Consider the following 18,751-nt stretch of genomic DNA (forward strand, 5'->3'; position numbering starts at 1 on the left):
TCTTCAAACCTTGCCCGCGGCGGGGGCCGCGGGTTTGGCCGGGTCAGCGGCCGGCACCGCGGCCGGCTTCGGGGCTTCCGGACGGCGCAGGGTCACACGCATGACGAAGTTCGCCACGCGCCGCGCGTCCTTGCCGCTCACCGCAGCGTTCGCTGCGACGATCTCGACGAGTTCGGGACGGGTCAGGGCCGGGCTGTTGTTGCCAAGGTTGCGCAGCAACTCGGACACACGCTCCTGGGACTGGGCGGTGCCGTTGAGCAGCACACTGCTGCCCTCCTGCTTCATCGAGCGCAGGTACACCCCTTCGGGCAGTTGCTTGACCAGCTCTTCGAGCAGGTACACCGGCAGGTTGCGGCCGGCCTGCAGGTCTTCCACCGCGGCCTGGCGGGCGCGCAGCGAGGCGATCTGCGCCTGCAGCGTGGCGATGTCCTTGATCTCGGCGTCGAGCTTGGCGATTTCCTGCGTGAGGAACTGGTTGCGCTCCTGCTGGACCGAGATCTGGCCCTGGTACCAGGTGAACACGGCACCGCTGATCACGCCGCCGAGCAGGGCGGAGAGTCCCAGCTGGACAAAAAACTGTTCCTTCTGGCGCTTGCGTGCCGCTTCGCGGTGCGGCAGCAGGTTGATGAGGATCATTGGTAGAACCTCCGCAGCGCAAGACCGGTGGACGTCAGGTAAGCCGACGACTCGCGCGAGATCTTGCGCGCCTGGATGTTGGAGCCCAGCTCCATCGCGTCGAAGGGATTGATCAGCATGCAGGCGAACGAGGTCTGGTGCGTGACGGCTTCGGTCAGGCCCAGCAGTGCGGCGCTGCCGCCCGCGAGCAGGATGTGGTCGATCTTGTTGTACGGCGTGCTCGTGAAGAAGAACTGCAGCGCCCGACCGATTTCCTGCGACAGGCTTTCGATGAAAGGATCGAGCACGGCGCTCTGGTAGTCCTCGGGCAGATCGCCCGACCGCTTCTTGGCCTCGGCCTCGTCGGTCGAAAAACCGTACTGGCGGATGATGAGTTGGGTGAGCTGGCTGCCGCCGAACGCCTGGTCGCGCTCGTAGAGCACCTCGTCGTTGCGGATGACCTGCAAACTGGTGGTCATCGAGCCGATCTCGAACAGGGCCACGAGCGCATCGACGCCCTGGTTCGGCAGGGTCTCGATCACGCGGCCCGCGGCCAGGCGCGACGCGTAGGACTCCACGTCCATCACCACGGGCTTGAGGCCGGCCGCTTCGGCCAGGCCCTGCCGGTCGGACACCTTTTCCTTGCGCGAGGCCGCGATGAGCACCTCGACGTCGCCCACCGAGGTGGTGCTGGGCCCCACCACGCAGAAATCGAGGCTGACCTCGTCGAGCGAGAACGGGATGTACTGGCTGGCCTCGGACTCGACCTGCGCCTCGAGTTCCTTGTCGGACATGCCACCGGGCAGGATGATCTTCTTCGTGATCACCGCCGATGCCGGCAGCGCGAGCGCCACGTTGCGGGTCTTGCTGCCGCTCTTGCGCACCACGCGGCGCAAGGCGTCGGCCACTTCGTCGAACTTCTCGATGTTGCCGTCGGTGATCCAGCCGCGCTCCAGCGGCTCCATGGCACACCGTTCAAGCACGAACTCGCCTGCGCGATTGCGGCTCAACTCGACCAGCTTGACGCTGGAGGAACTGACATCAATGCCCAACAAGGGCGCCGGTTCCCGGCTGAAAAGCGATCCCAATGAGATCAAGGTGGCCCCCAAATCGCGTGGCGCGCACGCGCGCCATACTTAAGAATTCACTTCAATGCTAGCAGTAAGCCCATTGAGCGGCAAAGATTTCTTGCCTCACGCACAAATAGAAACGTTGTCAAAAGCCGACGCGCTGTGAGGGGACCGTGATGGCCGAGTGCCCAGGTGTCTGCCCTGGTTCCGGCCCATGCGAAGCCGCCCTTCAAAACCCCGTCAGCCCGGAAACCGACTCCTACAATGGCGGGCCGATTGCCCCGAATCCGAATGACCCAAGACACCCAGCCTGCCAAAGGCACCACTGCGAAGGCAGTATCTGCGCGCCCTTCTGCACTCGCCTGGATCGGGCGCTTGGTGGTGGCTGCGGCCGGACTGGCGGCGGCGGGTGTTGCGGCCATGTTGATCGCCATCGGCATCGCTCTGGCGGTGGCCTATCCCAACCTGCCCGACGTCACCGGACTGGCCGACTACCGGCCCAAGCTGCCCCTGCGCGTGCTCGCGGACGACGGGCAGTTGCTCGGCGAATTCGGTGAAGAGCGGCGCAATCTGCTCACCATCGACGAGATCCCCGACGTGATGAAGAACGCGGTGCTCGCCATCGAGGACGCGCGCTTTTTCGAGCACAGCGGCGTCGACTACCGCGGCATGGTGCGCGCGGCGCTGGCCAACCTGCGCGAGGCCAAGAGCCAGGGCGCATCCACCATCACCATGCAGGTCGCGCGCAACGTCTACCTGTCGGCCGAGAAGAGCTACACACGCAAGATCTACGAGGTGCTGCTCACCTTCAAGCTCGAGCACCTGCTCACCAAGGAACAGATCCTCGAGATCTACATGAACCAGATCTTCCTGGGGCAGCGGGCCTACGGTTTCGCATCGGCCTCGCAGATCTACTTCGGCAAGCCGCTCAAGGACGTGACCATCGCCGAGGCCGCGGTGCTGGCCGGCCTGCCCCAGGCGCCTTCGGCCTACAACCCGGTGCGCAACCCCAAGCGCGCCCAGGCGCGGCAGCGCTACATCATCGACCGCATGGTCGAAAACGGTTTCATCACGCCGGCCCAGGCGGCCGAGGCCAAGGCCCAGCCGATCAAGCTGCGCCAACCCGCCCGCGAGGAACACATGGCCGCCGAATTCGCGGCCGAAATGGCGCGCCAGGCCATCGTCGCGCAGTACGGCGAAGCGGCCTACACGCGCGGGCTGGTCGTCACCACCACCATCAACACCAAGGCGCAGCAGGCGGCCTACCGCGCGGTGCGCCAGGGCGTGCTCGACTACGAACGCCGCCAGTTCTACCGCGGCCCCGAGCTGTTCATCAACCTGCCCGACGACCCGCAGCAGCGCGACCAGGCCATCGACGAGGCGCTCGCCGAGCGCCCCGACAACGGCGATCTGCTGTCGGCCGTGGTGCTCGAAGCCAGCCCGCGCAAGGTGGTCGTGGTGCGCCAGGACGGCGACCCGATCGAGATCACGGGCGAAGGCCTCAAGCCCGTGCAATCGGGTCTGTCGGACAAAGCCGGCCCCAACATCAAGCTGCGCCCGGGCGCGGTGGTGCGCGTGGTCAAGGTCGACGACAAGTCCTGGCGCATCACGCAGGTGCCCGAGGTGGAGTCGGCCTTCGTGGCCATGGATCCGCGCAATGGTCGCATCGCGGCCCTCATCGGCGGCTTCGACTTCAACAAGAGCAAGTTCAACCACGTGACGCAGGCCTGGCGCCAGCCGGGCTCGAGCTTCAAGCCCTTCATCTATTCCGCGGCGCTGGAAAAGGGCCTCACGCCCATGACCGTGGTGAACGACGCGCCGCTGTTCTACTCGGCCACCGAAACCGGCGGCAAGCCCTGGGAGCCCAAGAACTACGACGGCCAGTTCGAAGGCCCGATGTCGGTGCGCCGCGCGCTCGCCAAGTCCAAGAACATGGTGTCGATCCGCGTGCTGCAGCTGGTGGGCACGCAGAGCGCGCAGGAATGGGTGACGCGCTTCGGCTTCGACGCCGACAAGCACCCCGCCTACCTCACGATGGCCCTGGGTGCCGGCTCGGTCACGCCGCTGCAGATGGTCTCGGCCTATTCCGTGTTCGCCAACGGCGGTCACCGCGTGGCGCCCCTGCTCATCACGCGCGTCACCGACGCGCGCGGCCACGTGCTCTACGAGGCGCCGCAAACCACGCTGGACAACGCACCGCGAGCGATCGAACCGCGCAACGCCTTCATCATGAACAACCTGCTGCAGGAGATCACGCGCTCGGGCACCGCGGCGCGCGCGCAGGCCACGCTCAAACGCCCCGACCTGTACGGCAAGACCGGCACCACCAACGACGCGGTCGACGCCTGGTTCGTGGGCTTCCAGCCCACGCTGGCCGCGGGCGCCTGGATCGGCTACGACACGCCGCGCAACCTGGGCAGCCGCGAAACCGGCGGTGGCCTGGCCCTGCCGATCTGGATCTCGTTCATGCAGGAGATGCTCAAGGGCGTGCCGGTCACGACGTACGAGGCCCCGCCCGGCGTCGTCAATGTGGGCGGCGAGTGGTACTACGAAGAGTTCGTGCCCGGCCGCGGCGTGCACGGCCTGGGCCTGGGCGACCCCTGGCCCGGAGCACCGAACGGCACGCCGGTCGACAACAACGGCCTGCCGGTGCCGGCGCCGGTGCCAGCACCGCAGCCGGACGAGCGACGCAGCATCCTCAACCTGTTCCGGAACTGAAGCGCAAGGGCTGGCCGGCCTGCTCGCTGGCGTAGCGGCTCAGGTTCTCGAAGAACTCGCCGTTGCCCTTGGTGTCCTGCCAGTTCGTGCCGTCGTGCTTGTAGTGGAAGCCCCCCGCGCGCGCGGCCAACCACACTTCGTGCAGCGGCTTCTGGAGGTTGATCACGATCTGGCTGCGGTTGCGAAAGGTCAGCGTGATCATGCCGCCCACACGCTGGTTGTCGATGTCGGCATCGCTGTCTTCGTTGATGCGATCGCAGGCCAGCTCGACCGCGCGCAACAAGGCTTCGGCGCGGTCCTGGTATTCGAGGTCGGTCATAGAATGCGCGGATGTTCAGGTGGCTGCGCATTCTAGGTTTCCGCTCCGGCCCCGCTCGGGTCATGGCCTTGGCGTTGGCGCTGTCGTGCCTGGCTGCCTGCGGGCAGCGGGGTCCGCTCTACCTGCCCTCTCCGACCTCCGCCGCCAAGACCAAGGCTTCCACCGATGTCCCTGCCCCTGCCCGCACACCTGACGCTTCGACACGGTGAACTGCATTTCGAGGACGTGCCCCTCGAGCGCCTGGCCCGCGAACACGGCACCCCGCTCTTCGTTTACAGCAAGGCCGCCATCCTGCAGGCGCTGGCCGCCTACCAGCGTGGCCTCGCGGGCCGCAAGCACCTGATCTGCTACGCCATGAAGGCCAACTCGTCGCTGGCCATCCTGCAGGTGCTGGTGCGGGCGGGCTGCGGCCTGGACATCGTCTCGGGCGGTGAGCTCGAACGCGCGCTGGCGGCCGGTTGCGCGCCCGAGCGCATCGTCTTCTCCGGCGTGGGCAAGCAGCGCGGCGAGATGCGCCGCGCGCTCGAGGTCGGCATCGGCTGCTTCAACGTCGAAAGCCGCGCCGAGCTCGACGTGCTCGACGAGGTCGCGCGCTCGATGGGCCTGCGCGCGCGCGTGAGCATCCGCGTCAACCCCGATGTGGACGCGAAGACCCACCCCTACATCTCCACCGGCCTCAAGGGCAACAAGTTCGGCATCGCCCACAGCGAGGTGCTGCAGACCTACCGCCATGCCGCGGCCTGCGCGGGCCTGGAGGTCGTGGGCATCGACTGCCACATCGGTTCGCAGATCACCGAAGTGGCGCCCTACCTCGACGCCATGGACCGCGTGCTCGACCTGGTCGCCGCGATCGAGGCGGCGGGCGTGCCCCTGCACCACATCGACTTCGGCGGCGGTCTGGGCATCGACTACAACGGCGACACCCCGCCGGCCGCCGACGCGCTCTGGCCCCAGCTGCTGGCCAAGCTCGATGCGCGCGGCTACGGCGAGCGCACGGTGATGATCGAACCCGGCCGCTCGCTGGTGGGCAACGCGGGCGTCTGCCTCACCGAGGTGCTGTTCACCAAGCCCGGCGAACAGAAGAACTTCCTGATCGTCGACGCGGCCATGAACGACCTGCCGCGGCCCGCCATGTACCAGGCCTTCCACCGCATCGAGCCGGTGCGCCCGCGCGCCGACGCCGCGAGCAGCGTGTGGGACGTGGTGGGCCCGGTGTGCGAAAGCGGCGACTGGCTGGGCCGCGACCGGGCGCTCGCCGTGCAGCAGGGCGACCTGTTGGCCGTGTTGTCGGCCGGTGCGTACTGCATGGCCATGGCCAGCAACTACAACACGCGCGGCCGCGCGGCCGAGGTGCTGGTGGACGGCGCCAAGGCCACGCCGATCCGCCAGCGCGAGAGCGCGGCCGATCAGATGCGGCTCGAGACGCTGCTGCCCTGAGGCGCGAGGCGCCGCCACAGGCGCCAGCCCAGCACCAGCGCGAACAGCGCGGCGTACACCGCCACCTCCTGAAAGTTGTTCTTGCCCGCGCGCATCCAGAAGAAGTGCAGCAGCGCGAGCACCGCGATCGCGTAGACCGCGCGGTGCAGCGCCTGCCAGCGCGGTGCACCGAGCGCGCGGATGGCGCGGTTGAATGAGGTCGCCGCGAGCGCCAGCAGCAGCAGCCAGGCCAGCGAGCCCACCAGAATGAACGGGCGCTTGGGAATGTCGGCCACCACATCGGCCCACACGAACCCCATGTCGAACCACACATACGCGAGCCAGTGCAGCGTGGCGTAGAAGAACACGAACACGCCGAGCATGCGGCGAAAGCGCGCGAGCGCGGGCATCCGGAAGGTGATCCGCAAGGGCGTTACCAGCAGCACCAGCAGCAAGGCGCGCAGGGTCCAGTCGCCCAGCGATCGGATCAGCGCTTCGGCCGGGTTGGCGCCGAGCCGGTCCGCCACCGCGGCCCAGACCAGCCACACGAAAGGCAGCAGCCACAGCGTGAACACCAGCGGCTTGGCCAGGGGATGCAACAAGGCCCGCTGAAGGGCCGCGCGGTCCATGGTGCGGGGCTCAGTAGAACTTCTTGAGGTCCATGCCCGCGTAGAGCTGGCCCACCTGCGCCTCGTAGCCGTTGAACATCAGGGTCTGTCGGCGCTTGGCGAACAGGCCCCCGCCGTCTTCGCCGATGCGGCGCTCGGTGGCCTGGCTCCAGCGCGGGTGCGACACCTGCGGGTTCACGTTCGAATAGAAACCGTACTCCTGCGGCGCCGCCACGTTCCAGGCCGTCTTGGGCTGCTGCTCGGTGAAGCGGATCTTCACGATCGATTTGCCGCTCTTGAAGCCGTACTTCCAGGGCACCACGAGCCGAACCGGCGCGCCGTTCTGGTTCGGCAGCACCTCGCCGTACATGCCGAAGGTGAGCAGGGTCAGCGGGTGCAGGGCCTCGTCCATGCGCAGGCCTTCCACATAGGGCCAGGTCAGCACGTTCGAGCGCAGACCGGGCATCTGCTTGTCGTCGGCCAGGGTCACGAACTCCACGTACTTCGCGCTGCCCTGCGGCTCCACGCGTTTGATGAGTTCGGCCAGCGAGTAGCCCTCCCACGGAATCACCATCGACCAGCCCTCGACGCAGCGCAGGCGGTAGATGCGCTCCTCCATGGGCGCCAGCTTGAGCAGGGCCTCGAGATCGAAGCGGCCCGGCTTGTTCACCAGCCCCTCGACCTGCACGGTCCAGGGCTGCGGCTTGAGCGTCTTGGCGTACCGCGCCGGGTCTTCCTTGTCGAGGCCGAACTCGTAGAAGTTGTTGTAGCCCGCCGCGTCTTCGTAGCGCGCGGGTTTTTCCACGGTGGTGCCGCCGGGTACGGTGCTGGGCTTGCCCGGCAGGGGGGCGAGTTTGCCCGGACGGGGCACCGTGTTCTGGGCCCAGGCGTCGCGAGCGGCCCAGGTGGCGCCGGCGGCGGCCGCCGCGAGCAGCCATTGGCGGCGTTGCAGGTAGGCCGAGCGCGGCGTGATGTCGCTGCTGGTGGGGTGGACGAAACCGTTGTCGGACGTGCGGATCAGCATGGCCTTGCCTCCAGAAATGACACGGGCGCGGAAGATGCCGCGCCCGTTGGCGGATCGTTGCTTCGATCCGCCAGAGTCTCGCTGGTTTCCGCGATCAGAGTTCGCCGTAGCTGTGCAAACCCGACAGGAACATGTTGACGCCGAGGAAGGCGAAGGTGGTGATGGCCAGACCGACCAGCGCCCACCAGGCGGCCACGGTGCCGCGCAGGCCCTTCATGAGGCGCATGTGCAGCCAGGCCGCGTAGTTGAGCCACACGATCAGCGCCCAGGTCTCCTTGGGGTCCCAGCTCCAGTAGCCGCCCCAGGCCTCGGCGGCCCAGAGCGCGCCCAGCACGGTGGCGATGGTGAAGAAGGCGAAGCCGACCGCGATGGCCTTGTACATCACGTCGTCGAGCACCTCGAACGAGGGCAGGCGCTCGGCGATGCGGCGGCGGCCGAACATGATGGTGCCCACGATGAGCGCCGACACGCCAAAGTAGACGAACCAGTAGCTGCCGCCCTTCTCGGCCGCGCTCTGGCGGAACACGATGGGCTCGAAGCACAGCACCACACCCAGCAGCCACAGCGGCGCAAGCTTGTACCAGCGCGTCTCGCCCGCGGTCTGCTTGATGAGGTAGGCGAAGGCCAGCATGGCCGCGATCGCGAAGGTACCGTAGCCGATGAAGTTCGCGGGCACGTGCAGCTTCATCCACCAGCTCTGCAGCGCGGGCACCAGCGGCTGGATCTCGTGCGCTTCGCGCACCACCGTGTACCAGAGCAGGAAGCCCACGGCCGCGCTCACGATCAGCATCGAGAACGCGCCCATGCTGCGCGTGGCGTAGCGGTCTTCGTAGTACAGGTAGAAGGCCGCGGTCATCCAGCAGAACAGCACGAACACTTCGTACAGGTTGCTCACCGGGATGTGGCCGATGCCGGGGCCGATCTGGTGGCTTTCGTACCAGCGCACGAGCGAGCCGATGAGCGCCAGGCCGATGGCCACCCAGGCCAGGCGCGAGCCCATGGCCTCGAAGGCCGCGCCGGCGCGCGTGAACATGCCGATCCAGTAGAAGGCCGTGCTCATGAAGAACAGCACGCTCATCCAGAGGATGGCCGACTGGCTCGAGATGAAGTACTTGAGCAGGAACACCTGCTCGCTGCGCGCGAGATCGGCGCCGCCACCCGGCGCCTGGTAAAGCCAGATCGCCAGCAGCGCCAGCGCGCCGACGACCACCGTCAGCAGGCGCAGCGGGCGCCAGAACCAGCCGAGCCAGACCAGGCTGGGCACGGTGCCCGCGAGGATGGCCTTTTCATAGCCGTCCATGGCGCTGCCATAGAGCGCGAAGGCCGCGACACCGGCCGCGAGCACGAGCGCGGCAAAGAGCCAGTCCCACACGTCGCGGCGTGCGAAGTAGCCGGGCTGCAGGCCGCCGCCGGCGGCGGCCTTCTTGAGATCGATGGTCTGGGTGGCGGTGTTCATGGTTTCACCTGCAACAGCTGGGTCTTGAGCAAGTCGAATTCGTGGTCGGCGTCGAGCGTCTTGCGGTTGGTCGACAGGGCCAGGCTGGCCTGGGCGCCCTGCGCGTTCGGCGCGAGCCACACCCACACGCGGCGTTCGCGCACATAGAGCATGGCAAAGACGCCCAGGATGAGCAACAGGCACCCCAGGTAGACGATGGTCTTGCCGGGCGCGCGCGCGACCTGGAAGACGCTGGCCTGCACGTGGGTGAAGTCCTTGAGCGTCAGCGCCATGGGCGCCGGGTAGAAGAAGCTGTCGGACAGGCTGATGACGGCCTGGGTCATGAAGCGCTGGGTGGCGTCGTCGCGCGGCAGCGGCGCCAGGCCGGCCTTTTCACGGCTGAGCTGCAGCAGTTCGAACAGGGTGCCGTTGAGGATGCGCACCAGCACCTCGCTCGCGCGCTCGCGTTCATCGGCCGGCACGCTGGTTTCCAGGAAGGCCGACACCGCCTGCAGGCCGCCCTTGAGCTCGCGCGGCGGCTGGCCGTTGCCACCGGCCGCGGCCTCGGCAGGCAGGCGCTCGGCGCCCGCGAACAGCGCGAGCGCGCGCGTGGCCGACGCCGCCAGCGCCTGGGCCAGGTCGGTGCGGCCGCTCTCGACCGATTGCACGGCGTAGCGGCGCACGGCCTCGGCGCGCAGCTGGGGGTCGTCGAGCGCCGCGCGCAGGCGGGCGAAGCCGTCCATGGCATCGTTCTCGTCGGCCGGTACGCGCAGGTAGCGGAACGGGTCCTGCGGCGTTTCGCGCAGGCCCAGCAGGAAGACGCGCTGACCGTCGAGCTCCACCGGGAGCATGTAGTTGTGGTACTCGATCGCCTGGCCTGCGCTGTCGCGCAGCTTGTAGGTCACGCTCGGCCCCACGTTGCGCAGCGTTTTTTCGGTGGTGGTCTTGTGCGCCGAGCCCAGCCGGCTCTCCACCGCCTCGCGCAGGTCGACCTTGCGCACGTCGGTGCCACCGCCCGCGTTGCCCGCGAAGTTCTCGACGTTGATCACGCGCAGCGCGGTGTATTCCAGCGTCATCTGCTGGTCGCCGTTGCTGAGCTGGGTCGAGCCGCCGATGGTGCCTTCGACCTCGAAGGGCCGGGCGCCGCGCGTAAAGGGCACGGCCTGCAGCTTCACGCGCGAGCCGCCGTCGTCGAAGCTCGACTGGTAGATGGCGATGCCGCGGTGGAACACCGGGTGGTTCACCTCGACACGCGCCGGAATCTGCTCACCGGTCTCGCGGTCGTGGATCACGATCTCGCTCGCGAACAGGCGCGGCATGCCGGTGTCGTAGTACTCGACGATGAACTTCTTGAGCTCGACCGAGAACGGCAGCTCCTGCAGCAGCACGCCGCCCGGCTGCGAAAGGATCGCGGTGCTCGATGCCGTGCCTTCGGTGACCAGCAGGTTGCCGCGGAAGGTGGGGTTGCTGGTGGACAACCGGTGCTGGGCCGGCACGTCGGCGATCATGCCGCCGCCCTCGAAGATCTGTTTGCCGTTGAACCAGGTCTGCGCGCGCACCATGAGGTCGCCGTCGAGCAGGCCGCCCACGCAGACCAGCACGATCGCGCTGTGCGCGGCGATGTAGCCCCACTTGTTGGCCGCGCCCTTCTTGGCGGCCACCATCCAGCCCTCGCCCTGGGGCGTGGTGCGCGACTGCAACCGCACCTTCCAGCCCGCGCCCAGCAGTTGCTGTCCGATGCGGTGCGCCGCGGCCTGCGGTGCCTCGGCCAGTTCACCCTGGGCGCGGTGCGGGAAGGCCTTGAGGCTTTGCTCGCGGATGTTTTCCTTGTAGGCCTTGAAGTCGGCCAGGATCTTGGGCGTGTTGCGCGCGATGCACAGGCTGGTGCTCACCACCAAGAAGGCCAGGATGAGCAGGAACCACCAGGCGCTGTAGACCGTGAACAGGTGGGCCGAACCGAACACCTCGGCCCAGAACGGCCCGAACTGGTTGACGTAGTTGTTGTACGGCTCGGCCTGCTTGACCACGGTGCCGATCACCGAGGCGATGCAGATCACCGTGAGCAGCGCGATGGCAAAGCGCATCGACGACAGCAATTCCACCAGCGCGGCCCAGCGGCGCGAGCCGTTCTGCAGTTCCAGGCCTTGGGTCGATGCGGTCATGGGATGAAGGGCGAAGAAAAAAGGCGCTTGCGGAGTTCGCGAAGCGCCTTGTTCTGATGCGGTTGCGCGGCGCCGGTTCAGTGACCGGCGAAAAAATCAGCGCAGGCCGGCAATGTAGTCGGACACCGCCTTGATCTCGCGGTCGGTCATCTTGGCGGCCACGTCGCGCATCTGCGCGTTGTTGGCACGCGTGCCGTTGCGGAAATGCTCAAGCTGGGTCTTGGTGTAGTCGGCGTGCTGACCCGACAGGCGCGGGTACTGCGACGGGATGCCGGCGCCGTTCGGGCTGTGGCAGCCGGCACAGGCGGCGATACCACGGTCGGCCAGGCCGCCGCGGTAGATGCGCTCACCGAGCTTGACGAGCTCGGGGTCCGACGCGAAGCCCGGCGCGGGCTTTTGCGAGGCCAGCCAGTGGGCCACGTTGCGCATGTCGTCGTCCGACAGGCCGGCGGCCATGCCCTGCATGATCGCGTTGGCACGCTTGCCCGACTTGTATTCCTGCAGTTGCTTCATCAGGTACTCGGGGTGCTGGCCCGCGAGCTTGGGATTGGCCGGCGTGGTCGAGTTGCCGTCGGCGGCGTGACAGGCCACGCAGACGTTGCCGTAGGTGGCGGAACCCTTGGCGAGGTCCGGCTTGGCCGCCTGCGCGTGCACGTTCAGGGAAAGGGCTGCAGCGGCAGCGGCCATCAGGAAGGAGACAGGCAATTTCATGTCGGGGCGTGCGTCGCGGGCGGACGGGTTCGGTGTGTGGGGACGATCGAGGCTCGGCCGGTCAAAACCCAACGATTTTACAATGCGCCACCAAGCCTGCCTCAGATGACCCACCACTCCACTCCGGCCCCCAGTGCCGACGCCCGCCTGGCCCACGCGTGGTTGCACACGGCGCGCTTTCTCACCACCGCCCCGACGCTGGAGACCCTGCCCGCGCTCGAGGTGCCCGAATTCGCCTTCGTGGGCCGCTCCAACGCGGGCAAGTCCACGGCGATCAACACGCTGACGCAGCAGAAACGGTTGGCGTTCGCCTCGAAAACGCCTGGCCGCACCCAGAGCATCAACCTGTTCACCCTGGGCAAGCAGGGCGTGACCGACGCCGTGCTTGCCGACCTGCCCGGCTACGGCTACGCGGCGGTGCCGCGCGAGGCCAAGCTGCGCTGGCAGCGCGTGATGGCCAATTACCTGCTGACCCGCCCCAACCTGCGCGCAGTCGTCATGCTGGTCGACCCGCGCCTGGGCCTGACCGAACTCGACGAGGCGCTGCTCGAAGCGATCCGCCCGCGCGTGCAGGACGGTCTGAAGTTCCTCGTGCTGCTCACCAAGGCCGACAAGCTCACCCGCACCGAGGCCCACAAGGCGCTGTCGATCGCGCGGCTGCAGACCGCCGGCGGCGAGGCCCGGCTGTTCTCGGCGCTCAAGAAGCAGGGCCTGGACGAGGTGGCGGTGCTGCTGCGGCAATGGGCACTCGAAGCCCCCGCGGCGCCCGCCGCCGCCCCCGCGCCGCCAGACGACGAGCCCCCGGCCCTGGACTGACGCCGCGCCGCGCGGCGCGTGTCAGACCCCGATGTAGAACGGCGGCTCGCCCGGCGGCCGCGTCTTGAAGCGCTTGTGCACCCAGTAGTACTGCTCGGGCATGGTGCGGATGAAGCCTTCGAGCTGGCGGTTCATCTCGGCGGTGTCTTCTTCCACCGTGCCGCCCGGGTAGCCCTGCCAGGCCGGCAGCACCGTGACCTCGTAGCCCTCGGGCACCAGGCGGGTGAGCACCGGCACCACCTGCGCCTTGCCCAACCGCGCCAGGCGAGGCAGCGAGGTGACGGTGGCCGCGAGCACGCCGAAGAAAGGCACGAACACGGCGTCACGCTCGCCGTGATCCATGTCGGGCAGCAGGTAGAGCGGAAAACCGTCGCGCACCGCGGCCACGATGGGCCGCAGGCCCTGGCGCTTGTTCACCACGTGCGGCTGGCCGAAGCGCTGGCGGCCGGCGGCCATCCAGCGGTCGATGTCGGCGTTGAGCTGCTCGGCATACACCGTGCAGAAGCGCCGCGGCAGCTTGGCGGTGAGTGCGAGGCCGCCCGCATCGAGTCCCACGAAATGCGGTGCGAAGATCACCGTGGGCGTGTTGCCGTCGAACACGGCCAGATCGCCCTTGAGCACCAGACGGCGCTTCACCACCTCGTCGGGCGCTTCCCAGAGCCAGCTGCGGTCGAGCCAGGCCTGGGCGAAATACACGAAATGGCGGCGCACTGCGGCATCGCGCTCGGCCTCGGACTGTTCGGGAAAACAGGCCGCCCAGTTGGTGCGCGCGATGCGCCGGCGCCGCCCGGCAACGGTGTGCAGCACCTGGCCCAGCACCCAGCCCAGCGCCCGTACCCACGACAGGGGCAGGCGCGCGAGCACGCGCATGAAGCCGATGCCCAGGCGCGCGCCCAGGCTGGCGGGGGGATCGTCGAGGGACGGGGCGTCTTTCGCGGGTTCGGTCATCGGCGAGGCGCCTTGTAGCGGTCGTACGACCAGAGGTACTGGGCGGGCGATTCTCGCACCAGCGTTTCCATGGCGGCATTGACCACCCGCGCCGCCGCTTCGGGCTCGGCGGGCAGCGGCTGGCCGAGCGGACGCACGTGGATCACGTAGCCGCGACCCCAGGGCAGGCGCTCGCCCCAGCTCAGCAGCACCACCGCGTCGGCCGAGCGCGCGAGGCGGGCCGACAGGGTCATGGTGTAGGCATCGCGGCCGAAGAACGGCGCCCAGACCCCGAGCCCCTGGGGCGGCACCTGGTCGGGCAACAGGCCCACGGCCTCGCCCGCGCGCAGGGCGCCGATGAGCTGGCGCACCCCGGACAAGGTGGTGGGGGCCGTCTGCAGGCCGGGGCGCTCGCGCGCCCGGTCCACCAGCTCGCGCAGCCAGGGCTGGCGCGAGGGCCGGTAGAGCACGGTCATGGGCCGCCGGGCGCCGAAGCGCGCGGCATAGGCTTGGGCCGTGACCTCGAAGCAGCCCAGGTGCGGGGTGAGGAACAGCAGGCCGCGGCCCGCCGCCTGCGCGGCCTCGATGTGTTCGACGCCGCTCCAGCGCCAGGGCACGGGCGCGCCCAGCCACAGGCGCGGCAACTCGGTCACCAGCCGGCCCGCGTGGCCGACCGAGCGCAGGGCCACGGCCAGCGGCTGACCGGCCTGACGCGCATTGGCCAGCAGGCGACGGCGGTAGGTGGGCGACAGCGCGAAGCTGAGCCAGCCCAGCAGCAGGCCCACCGCGTGCAGCACGGCCAGCGGCAGGCGCGCGCCCGCGGAGAACAAGAGACGGATCAGTGTGGCCAAGAGAACAAAGGGGCCCTGTGAGGCCAGACGGGCGCTGCACTAGAATCGCGCCATCGCCGAGTTGATGAACTGATTGCGGGGCGATTCACAAATACCGCTAAAGCGTTCGCCGACTTCTGACAGACCGGCAACGCCGATCACGACAACCTTCAGGAGTTTAAATGGCGAGCGATTTCCTCTTCACGTCCGAATCCGTGTCCGAAGGCCACCCCGACAAGGTGGCCGACCAGATCTCCGACGCCATCCTCGACGCGATCTTCCAGCAGGACCCGCGCAGCCGCGTGGCCGCCGAAACGCTGACCAACACGGGTCTGGTGGTGCTGGCCGGCGAGATCACCACCAACGCCCACGTCGACTACATCCAGGTCGCGCGCGACACCATCAAGCGCATCGGCTACGACAACACCGAATACGGCATCGACTACAAGGGTTGCGCCGTGATGGTCTGCTACGACAAGCAGTCCAACGACATCGCCCAGGGCGTGGACCACGCGAGCGACGACCACCTGAACACCGGCGCCGGCGACCAGGGCCTGATGTTCGGCTACGCCTGCGACGAAACGCCCGAGCTGATGCCCGCGCCCATCTACTACGCGCACCGCCTCGTGGAGCGCCAGGCCCAGCTGCGCAAGGACGGCCGCCTGCCCTTCCTGCGGCCCGACGCCAAGAGCCAGGTGACCATGCGCTACGTCGACGGCAAGCCGCACAGCATCGACACCGTGGTGCTCTCCACCCAGCACTCGCCCGACCAGAGCGAGACGCCCACCAAGATGAAGGCCAGCTTCAACGAGGCCATCATCGAGGAGATCATCAAGCCCGTGCTGCCCAAGGAGTGGCTGCAGAACACCAAGTACCTGATCAACCCCACGGGCCGGTTCGTCATCGGCGGTCCGCAGGGCGACTGCGGCCTGACCGGCCGCAAGATCATCGTCGACACCTACGGCGGCGCCTGCCCGCACGGCGGTGGCGCGTTCTCGGGCAAGGACCCGTCCAAGGTCGACCGCTCGGCCGCCTACGCGGCGCGCTACGTGGCCAAGAACATCGTGGCCGCCGGCCTGGCCAAGCAGTGCCAGATCCAGGTGGCGTACGCCATCGGCGTGGCGCGCCCCATGAACGTCACGGTCTACACCGAAGGCACCGGCGTGATCCCCGACGAGCAGATCGCCCAGCTCGTGCAGGAACACTTCGACCTGCGCCCGAAAGGCATCATCCAGATGCTCGACCTGCTGCGCCCGATCTACTCCAAGACCGCTGCCTACGGCCACTTCGGCCGCGAGGAGCCGGAGTTCACCTGGGAAAAGACCGACAAGGCCGCTGCCCTGCGCGCCGCCGCCGGCCTGAAGTAAGTCGAATCACTGCCTGAAAGGCCCCGCCGGCGCGAGCCCGCGGGGCCTTTTTTCGTGGTTTTCATCCCTTCGTCCATGAACGCAAGCGAGCGCTGAATTTTTCCGGGCGTGCGCCGATATGAACGCACAAGTCCTTCTTCGCCTGCGCAGAACCCGCCGGAGCTTTCATGGAACTCGACCTGTCCTTCACCGACATCGGCTGCGAATCAACCCCCGGCCAGGACCCCTTCGACCAGGTCCCGGGCGGCCTGCTCGCGCTGGACGCGCATCTGCATTGCGTGCGGGCCAATCGCACGCTGCTGAACTGGCTCGGCCACAGCGGCGCGGGCGCTGACGCGCTGGCGCATGTGATCGAACCGGCCGACGCACAAAGCCTCGAGCAACTGCGTGCCCACGTGGACGCGCTGCGCCAGCGCGGCGAGGCCCCACCGCTGGATCTCGCCCTGCGCAAGGCCGACGGCGCCGTGTGGCAGGCCCGGCTGCAATCGGCCGCGGTGTTCGACGGCCAGGGCCACTTCCTGCACAGCAGCACCCTGGTGCAGCCCGCGCCCGCCCCCGCGGCTGCCGCGGGCGGCGCGCCCACGCCCACCGAGGCCCTGCTGCGCAGCATCACCGACCGCATTCCCGCGCGCCTGGCCTACTACGACAAGGACCTGGTCTGCCGCTTCGCGAACGCAGCGCACGCCGGCCGCTACGGCAAGACGCCCGAAGAAATGGTGGGCTCGCACCTGAGCTACGTGGTGCGCCCCGAGGTGCTGCACGAGATCCTGCCGCGCGTGGCCGCGGCACTCAGCGGCCAGCCGCAGAGCTTCGAGGCCGAGCGCCAGGACGCCTCGGGCCAGCGGCACTACTACGAGATCCACTACCTGCCCGACCAGCAGGGCCATGAGATCAAGGGCATCTTCATCGAGCTGCACGACATCAGCGAGCGCCGCCGCACCGAAGAACTGGTGCTCAACGCCAACCGCGACCTCGAAGAGCGTGTGCGCGAGCGCACCACCGAGCTGTTCGAGAGCGAGCAGCGCTACCGCCTGATGGTGGACGCGCTGCAGGACTACTGCGTCTACTTCATCGACGAGCAAGGCCGCATCACCGAGTGGACCGAGAGCGCCCAGCGCCTGCACGGCCACAGCAAGGCCCAGGTCACGGGCAAGCCCTTCGGTTCGCTCATGAGCGCCGACAACGCGGGCGAGGACGAGATCGACATCCAGCAGGTGCTGCGCCTGGCGAAGTCGCACGGCCAGTGGGAAACCCGCGGCTGGCGCCTGCGCGAGGACGGCACGCGCTTCTGGGCGCACAGCGTGGTGACCGCGCTGCGCAACCAGCAGGGCGAGCTGCGCGGCCTGTCGTGCATCACGCGCGACATGACCGCCGCCAAGAACCTCGAGGACGTGATGAACGACCTCAACCGCGAGCTCGAGAAACGCGTGGCCGACCGCACGCGCCAGCTCGTGGCCGCCAACAAGGACCTCGACGTCTTCTCGCACATGGTCTCGCACGACCTGCGCGCGCCGCTGCGCCACATCGCCAGCTTCACCTCGCTGCTGCAGGAGCAGATCGGCGAGTCCGACGACCCGATGGTGCAGCAGTGCCTGCAATCGATCGGCAAGTCGAGCAAGCGCATGGGCGTGATGATCGAAGGCCTGCTCGAATACGCGCGCCTGGGCCGCGTGGCGATCGAGTCGCAGCCGGTGCCGCTGAGCCCGCTGCTGCACGGCGTGATCGCCCACCTGCGGCAGGAGAACACGCAGCGCCAGATCGACTGGGTGATCGACACCGACCTGCCCATGGTGCGCGGCGACGCGATGCTGCTGGCCCAGGCCTGGGGCAACCTGCTCGACAACGCGGTGAAGTACACGCGCAAGCACCCGAACGCGCGCATCGAGGTCGGCTGCAAGGTCAACCCGGTGGGCGGCCACATGTTCTACATCAGCGACAACGGCGTCGGCTTCGACCTGGAGAAGGCGCACAACCTGTTCGTGATGTTCCAGCGCCAGCACCACTCGATGGACTTCGAGGGCAACGGCACCGGTCTCGCGCAGACGCAGCGCATCATCGAGCGCCACGGCGGCCGCATCTGGTGCGAAACCGCCCCCGGCCGCGGCTGCACCTTTTACTTCACGCTGCCCTTCGAAGGCACCGGCCCGGCCACCGAGTTCACGCCCTCGGCCCTGGCCGCCTTGAGCGCCTGAGAACCGCCGACGACCCCAGACAGGGCCCGGGACATCCCGGGCCCATTTTTTTGGGGCGTGCCGGCCGATCGCCATTGCCGCGATCTTGAAATCGACACACATCGGCCCCATGATTAGCACTCGCCAGCGCTGAGTGCTAACATTCGCGCCCGCGTCCCGGCCCCCGGGTCGGGACCCCCTTTTTCCCTCCACCAACATTCTTCCCATTCAGGAGATGCAATGAAACTTCGTCCCCTCGCCGATCGCGTGATCGTCAAGCGCGTCGACAGCGAAACCAAGACCGCCTCCGGCATCGTCATCCCCGACGCCGCCGCCGAGAAGCCCGACCAGGGCGAGGTCGTGGCCGTGGGTCCGGGCCGGACCAACGACAAGGGCGAAACCAAGGCGCTGACCGTGAAGGTCGGTGACCGTGTCCTGTTCGGCAAGTACAGCGGCCAGACCGTCAAGGTCGACGGCGACGAGCTGCTCGTCATGAAGGAAGACGACCTGTTCGCGGTCGTCGAGAAGTAAGCCCTCCCCCTTTATCGCTATTCAGGAGTCT

Annotated in this window: 17 protein-coding genes; 7 read left to right on the top strand and 10 right to left on the bottom strand. The window is 68.1% G+C overall.

Features of this window, described 5'->3' with window-relative positions:
- Positions 1-3: 3 nt before the first annotated feature.
- Together WDZ95_RS05055 and WDZ95_RS05060 are read right to left on the bottom strand one after the other, a co-directional pair.
- A complete protein-coding gene (locus tag WDZ95_RS05055) occupies positions 4-636 on the bottom strand; it encodes a PilN domain-containing protein (RefSeq protein WP_166230393.1) in 633 nt (210 codons plus the stop codon).
- The gene (locus WDZ95_RS05060; protein WP_425776674.1) at positions 633-1,712 is read right to left on the bottom strand and encodes a pilus assembly protein PilM; all 1,080 of its coding nucleotides are present in this window, start codon (positions 1,710-1,712) and stop codon (positions 633-635) included. The genes WDZ95_RS05055 and WDZ95_RS05060 overlap by 4 nt, the downstream gene beginning before the upstream one ends.
- 264 nt (positions 1,713-1,976) lie before the next feature.
- On the opposite strand from WDZ95_RS05060, the gene WDZ95_RS05065 reads away from it, so the two are divergent.
- Positions 1,977-4,403 (top strand): penicillin-binding protein 1A, encoded by a 2,427-nt coding sequence (locus WDZ95_RS05065; RefSeq protein ID WP_425776676.1) that lies wholly within the window; start codon positions 1,977-1,979, stop codon positions 4,401-4,403.
- On the opposite strand, the gene cyaY is transcribed toward WDZ95_RS05065, so the two are convergent.
- Positions 4,384-4,722, bottom strand: coding sequence for an iron donor protein CyaY (gene cyaY / locus WDZ95_RS05070; RefSeq protein WP_425776678.1), 339 nt, complete (start codon positions 4,720-4,722; stop codon positions 4,384-4,386). The genes WDZ95_RS05065 and cyaY overlap by 20 nt on opposite strands.
- 11 nt (positions 4,723-4,733) lie before the next feature.
- On the opposite strand from cyaY, the gene lptM reads away from it, so the two are divergent.
- Complete coding sequence (gene lptM, locus WDZ95_RS05075; protein WP_166230368.1) at positions 4,734-4,931, top strand: LPS translocon maturation chaperone LptM; 198 nt, start codon at positions 4,734-4,736, stop codon at positions 4,929-4,931.
- Positions 4,888-6,159 (top strand): diaminopimelate decarboxylase, encoded by a 1,272-nt coding sequence (gene lysA, locus WDZ95_RS05080; RefSeq protein ID WP_425776681.1) that lies wholly within the window; start codon positions 4,888-4,890, stop codon positions 6,157-6,159. The genes lptM and lysA overlap by 44 nt, the downstream gene beginning before the upstream one ends.
- Here the strand turns inward: lysA and WDZ95_RS05085 are convergent.
- From WDZ95_RS05085 to WDZ95_RS05105, 5 genes are all read right to left on the bottom strand, one after another.
- Complete coding sequence (locus WDZ95_RS05085; RefSeq protein ID WP_425776683.1) at positions 6,129-6,767, bottom strand: sulfite oxidase heme-binding subunit YedZ; 639 nt, start codon at positions 6,765-6,767, stop codon at positions 6,129-6,131. The genes lysA and WDZ95_RS05085 overlap by 31 nt on opposite strands.
- 10 nt (positions 6,768-6,777) lie before the next feature.
- Positions 6,778-7,770 carry a protein-methionine-sulfoxide reductase catalytic subunit MsrP gene (gene msrP, locus WDZ95_RS05090; RefSeq protein ID WP_425776687.1) on the bottom strand — a complete coding sequence of 331 codons (993 nt, stop codon included), beginning with the start codon at positions 7,768-7,770 and terminating at the stop codon, positions 6,778-6,780.
- Positions 7,771-7,864: 94 nt separating this feature from the next.
- Positions 7,865-9,226 carry a c-type cytochrome biogenesis protein CcsB gene (ccsB, locus tag WDZ95_RS05095; protein WP_166230360.1) on the bottom strand — a complete coding sequence of 454 codons (1,362 nt, stop codon included), beginning with the start codon at positions 9,224-9,226 and terminating at the stop codon, positions 7,865-7,867.
- Positions 9,223-11,367, bottom strand: coding sequence for a cytochrome c biogenesis protein ResB (locus WDZ95_RS05100; RefSeq protein ID WP_425776690.1), 2,145 nt, complete (start codon positions 11,365-11,367; stop codon positions 9,223-9,225). Before WDZ95_RS05100 ends, ccsB begins: the two co-directional genes overlap by 4 nt.
- 96 nt (positions 11,368-11,463) lie before the next feature.
- A complete protein-coding gene (locus WDZ95_RS05105) occupies positions 11,464-12,078 on the bottom strand; it encodes a c-type cytochrome (protein ID WP_425776692.1) in 615 nt (204 codons plus the stop codon).
- 105 nt (positions 12,079-12,183) lie between these two features.
- Here WDZ95_RS05105 and yihA point away from each other — a divergent pair, with 105 nt between their 5' ends.
- Entirely contained in the window at positions 12,184-12,894 is a 711-nt protein-coding gene (gene yihA / locus WDZ95_RS05110; RefSeq protein ID WP_166230354.1) for a ribosome biogenesis GTP-binding protein YihA/YsxC, read from the top strand.
- Between the two features lie 21 nt (positions 12,895-12,915).
- On the opposite strand, the gene WDZ95_RS05115 is transcribed toward yihA, so the two are convergent.
- Both WDZ95_RS05115 and WDZ95_RS05120 read right to left on the bottom strand, forming a co-directional pair.
- The gene (locus tag WDZ95_RS05115) at positions 12,916-13,842 is read right to left on the bottom strand and encodes a lipid A biosynthesis acyltransferase (protein WP_425776694.1); all 927 of its coding nucleotides are present in this window, start codon (positions 13,840-13,842) and stop codon (positions 12,916-12,918) included.
- Positions 13,839-14,660 carry a lysophospholipid acyltransferase family protein gene (locus tag WDZ95_RS05120; protein WP_425777257.1) on the bottom strand — a complete coding sequence of 274 codons (822 nt, stop codon included), beginning with the start codon at positions 14,658-14,660 and terminating at the stop codon, positions 13,839-13,841. Before WDZ95_RS05120 ends, WDZ95_RS05115 begins: the two co-directional genes overlap by 4 nt.
- 173 nt (positions 14,661-14,833) lie before the next feature.
- Here WDZ95_RS05120 and metK point away from each other — a divergent pair, with 173 nt between their 5' ends.
- The 3 genes from metK to groES all read left to right on the top strand — a co-directional run bounded on the left by metK (position 14,834) and on the right by groES (position 18,720).
- Positions 14,834-16,018 carry a methionine adenosyltransferase gene (gene metK / locus WDZ95_RS05125; protein ID WP_166230348.1) on the top strand — a complete coding sequence of 395 codons (1,185 nt, stop codon included), beginning with the start codon at positions 14,834-14,836 and terminating at the stop codon, positions 16,016-16,018.
- 167 nt (positions 16,019-16,185) lie between these two features.
- Positions 16,186-18,210 (top strand): PAS domain-containing sensor histidine kinase, encoded by a 2,025-nt coding sequence (locus WDZ95_RS05130; protein WP_425776697.1) that lies wholly within the window; start codon positions 16,186-16,188, stop codon positions 18,208-18,210.
- A 219-nt stretch (positions 18,211-18,429) separates the two neighbouring features.
- Positions 18,430-18,720: a co-chaperone GroES gene (groES, locus tag WDZ95_RS05135; protein ID WP_166230344.1), complete on the top strand. Its 291-nt coding sequence runs from the start codon at positions 18,430-18,432 to the stop codon at positions 18,718-18,720.
- Positions 18,721-18,751: the final 31 nt, after the last annotated feature.

The sequence above is a fragment of the Hydrogenophaga sp. T2 genome, assembly GCF_049843535.1.
Taxonomy (GTDB): Bacteria; Pseudomonadota; Gammaproteobacteria; order Burkholderiales; family Burkholderiaceae_C; genus Hydrogenophaga; species Hydrogenophaga crocea.

What these genes read in the sequence shown, in the direction of transcription:
- WDZ95_RS05055 (WP_166230393.1), bottom strand. Translation starts at nt 636, where the DNA reads ATGATCCTCATCAACCTGCTGCCGCACCGCGAAGCGGCACGCAAGCGC.
- WDZ95_RS05065 (WP_425776676.1), top strand. Translation starts at nt 1,977, where the DNA reads ATGACCCAAGACACCCAGCCTGCCAAAGGCACCACTGCGAAGGCAGTA.
- cyaY (WP_425776678.1), bottom strand. Translation starts at nt 4,722, where the DNA reads ATGACCGACCTCGAATACCAGGACCGCGCCGAAGCCTTGTTGCGCGCG.
- lptM (WP_166230368.1), top strand. Translation starts at nt 4,734, where the DNA reads ATGTTCAGGTGGCTGCGCATTCTAGGTTTCCGCTCCGGCCCCGCTCGG.
- lysA (WP_425776681.1), top strand. Translation starts at nt 4,888, where the DNA reads ATGTCCCTGCCCCTGCCCGCACACCTGACGCTTCGACACGGTGAACTG.
- WDZ95_RS05085 (WP_425776683.1), bottom strand. Translation starts at nt 6,767, where the DNA reads ATGGACCGCGCGGCCCTTCAGCGGGCCTTGTTGCATCCCCTGGCCAAG.
- msrP (WP_425776687.1), bottom strand. Translation starts at nt 7,770, where the DNA reads ATGCTGATCCGCACGTCCGACAACGGTTTCGTCCACCCCACCAGCAGC.
- ccsB (WP_166230360.1), bottom strand. Translation starts at nt 9,226, where the DNA reads ATGAACACCGCCACCCAGACCATCGATCTCAAGAAGGCCGCCGCCGGC.
- WDZ95_RS05100 (WP_425776690.1), bottom strand. Translation starts at nt 11,367, where the DNA reads ATGACCGCATCGACCCAAGGCCTGGAACTGCAGAACGGCTCGCGCCGC.
- WDZ95_RS05105 (WP_425776692.1), bottom strand. Translation starts at nt 12,078, where the DNA reads ATGAAATTGCCTGTCTCCTTCCTGATGGCCGCTGCCGCTGCAGCCCTT.
- yihA (WP_166230354.1), top strand. Translation starts at nt 12,184, where the DNA reads ATGACCCACCACTCCACTCCGGCCCCCAGTGCCGACGCCCGCCTGGCC.
- WDZ95_RS05115 (WP_425776694.1), bottom strand. Translation starts at nt 13,842, where the DNA reads ATGACCGAACCCGCGAAAGACGCCCCGTCCCTCGACGATCCCCCCGCC.
- metK (WP_166230348.1), top strand. Translation starts at nt 14,834, where the DNA reads ATGGCGAGCGATTTCCTCTTCACGTCCGAATCCGTGTCCGAAGGCCAC.
- WDZ95_RS05130 (WP_425776697.1), top strand. Translation starts at nt 16,186, where the DNA reads ATGGAACTCGACCTGTCCTTCACCGACATCGGCTGCGAATCAACCCCC.
- groES (WP_166230344.1), top strand. Translation starts at nt 18,430, where the DNA reads ATGAAACTTCGTCCCCTCGCCGATCGCGTGATCGTCAAGCGCGTCGAC.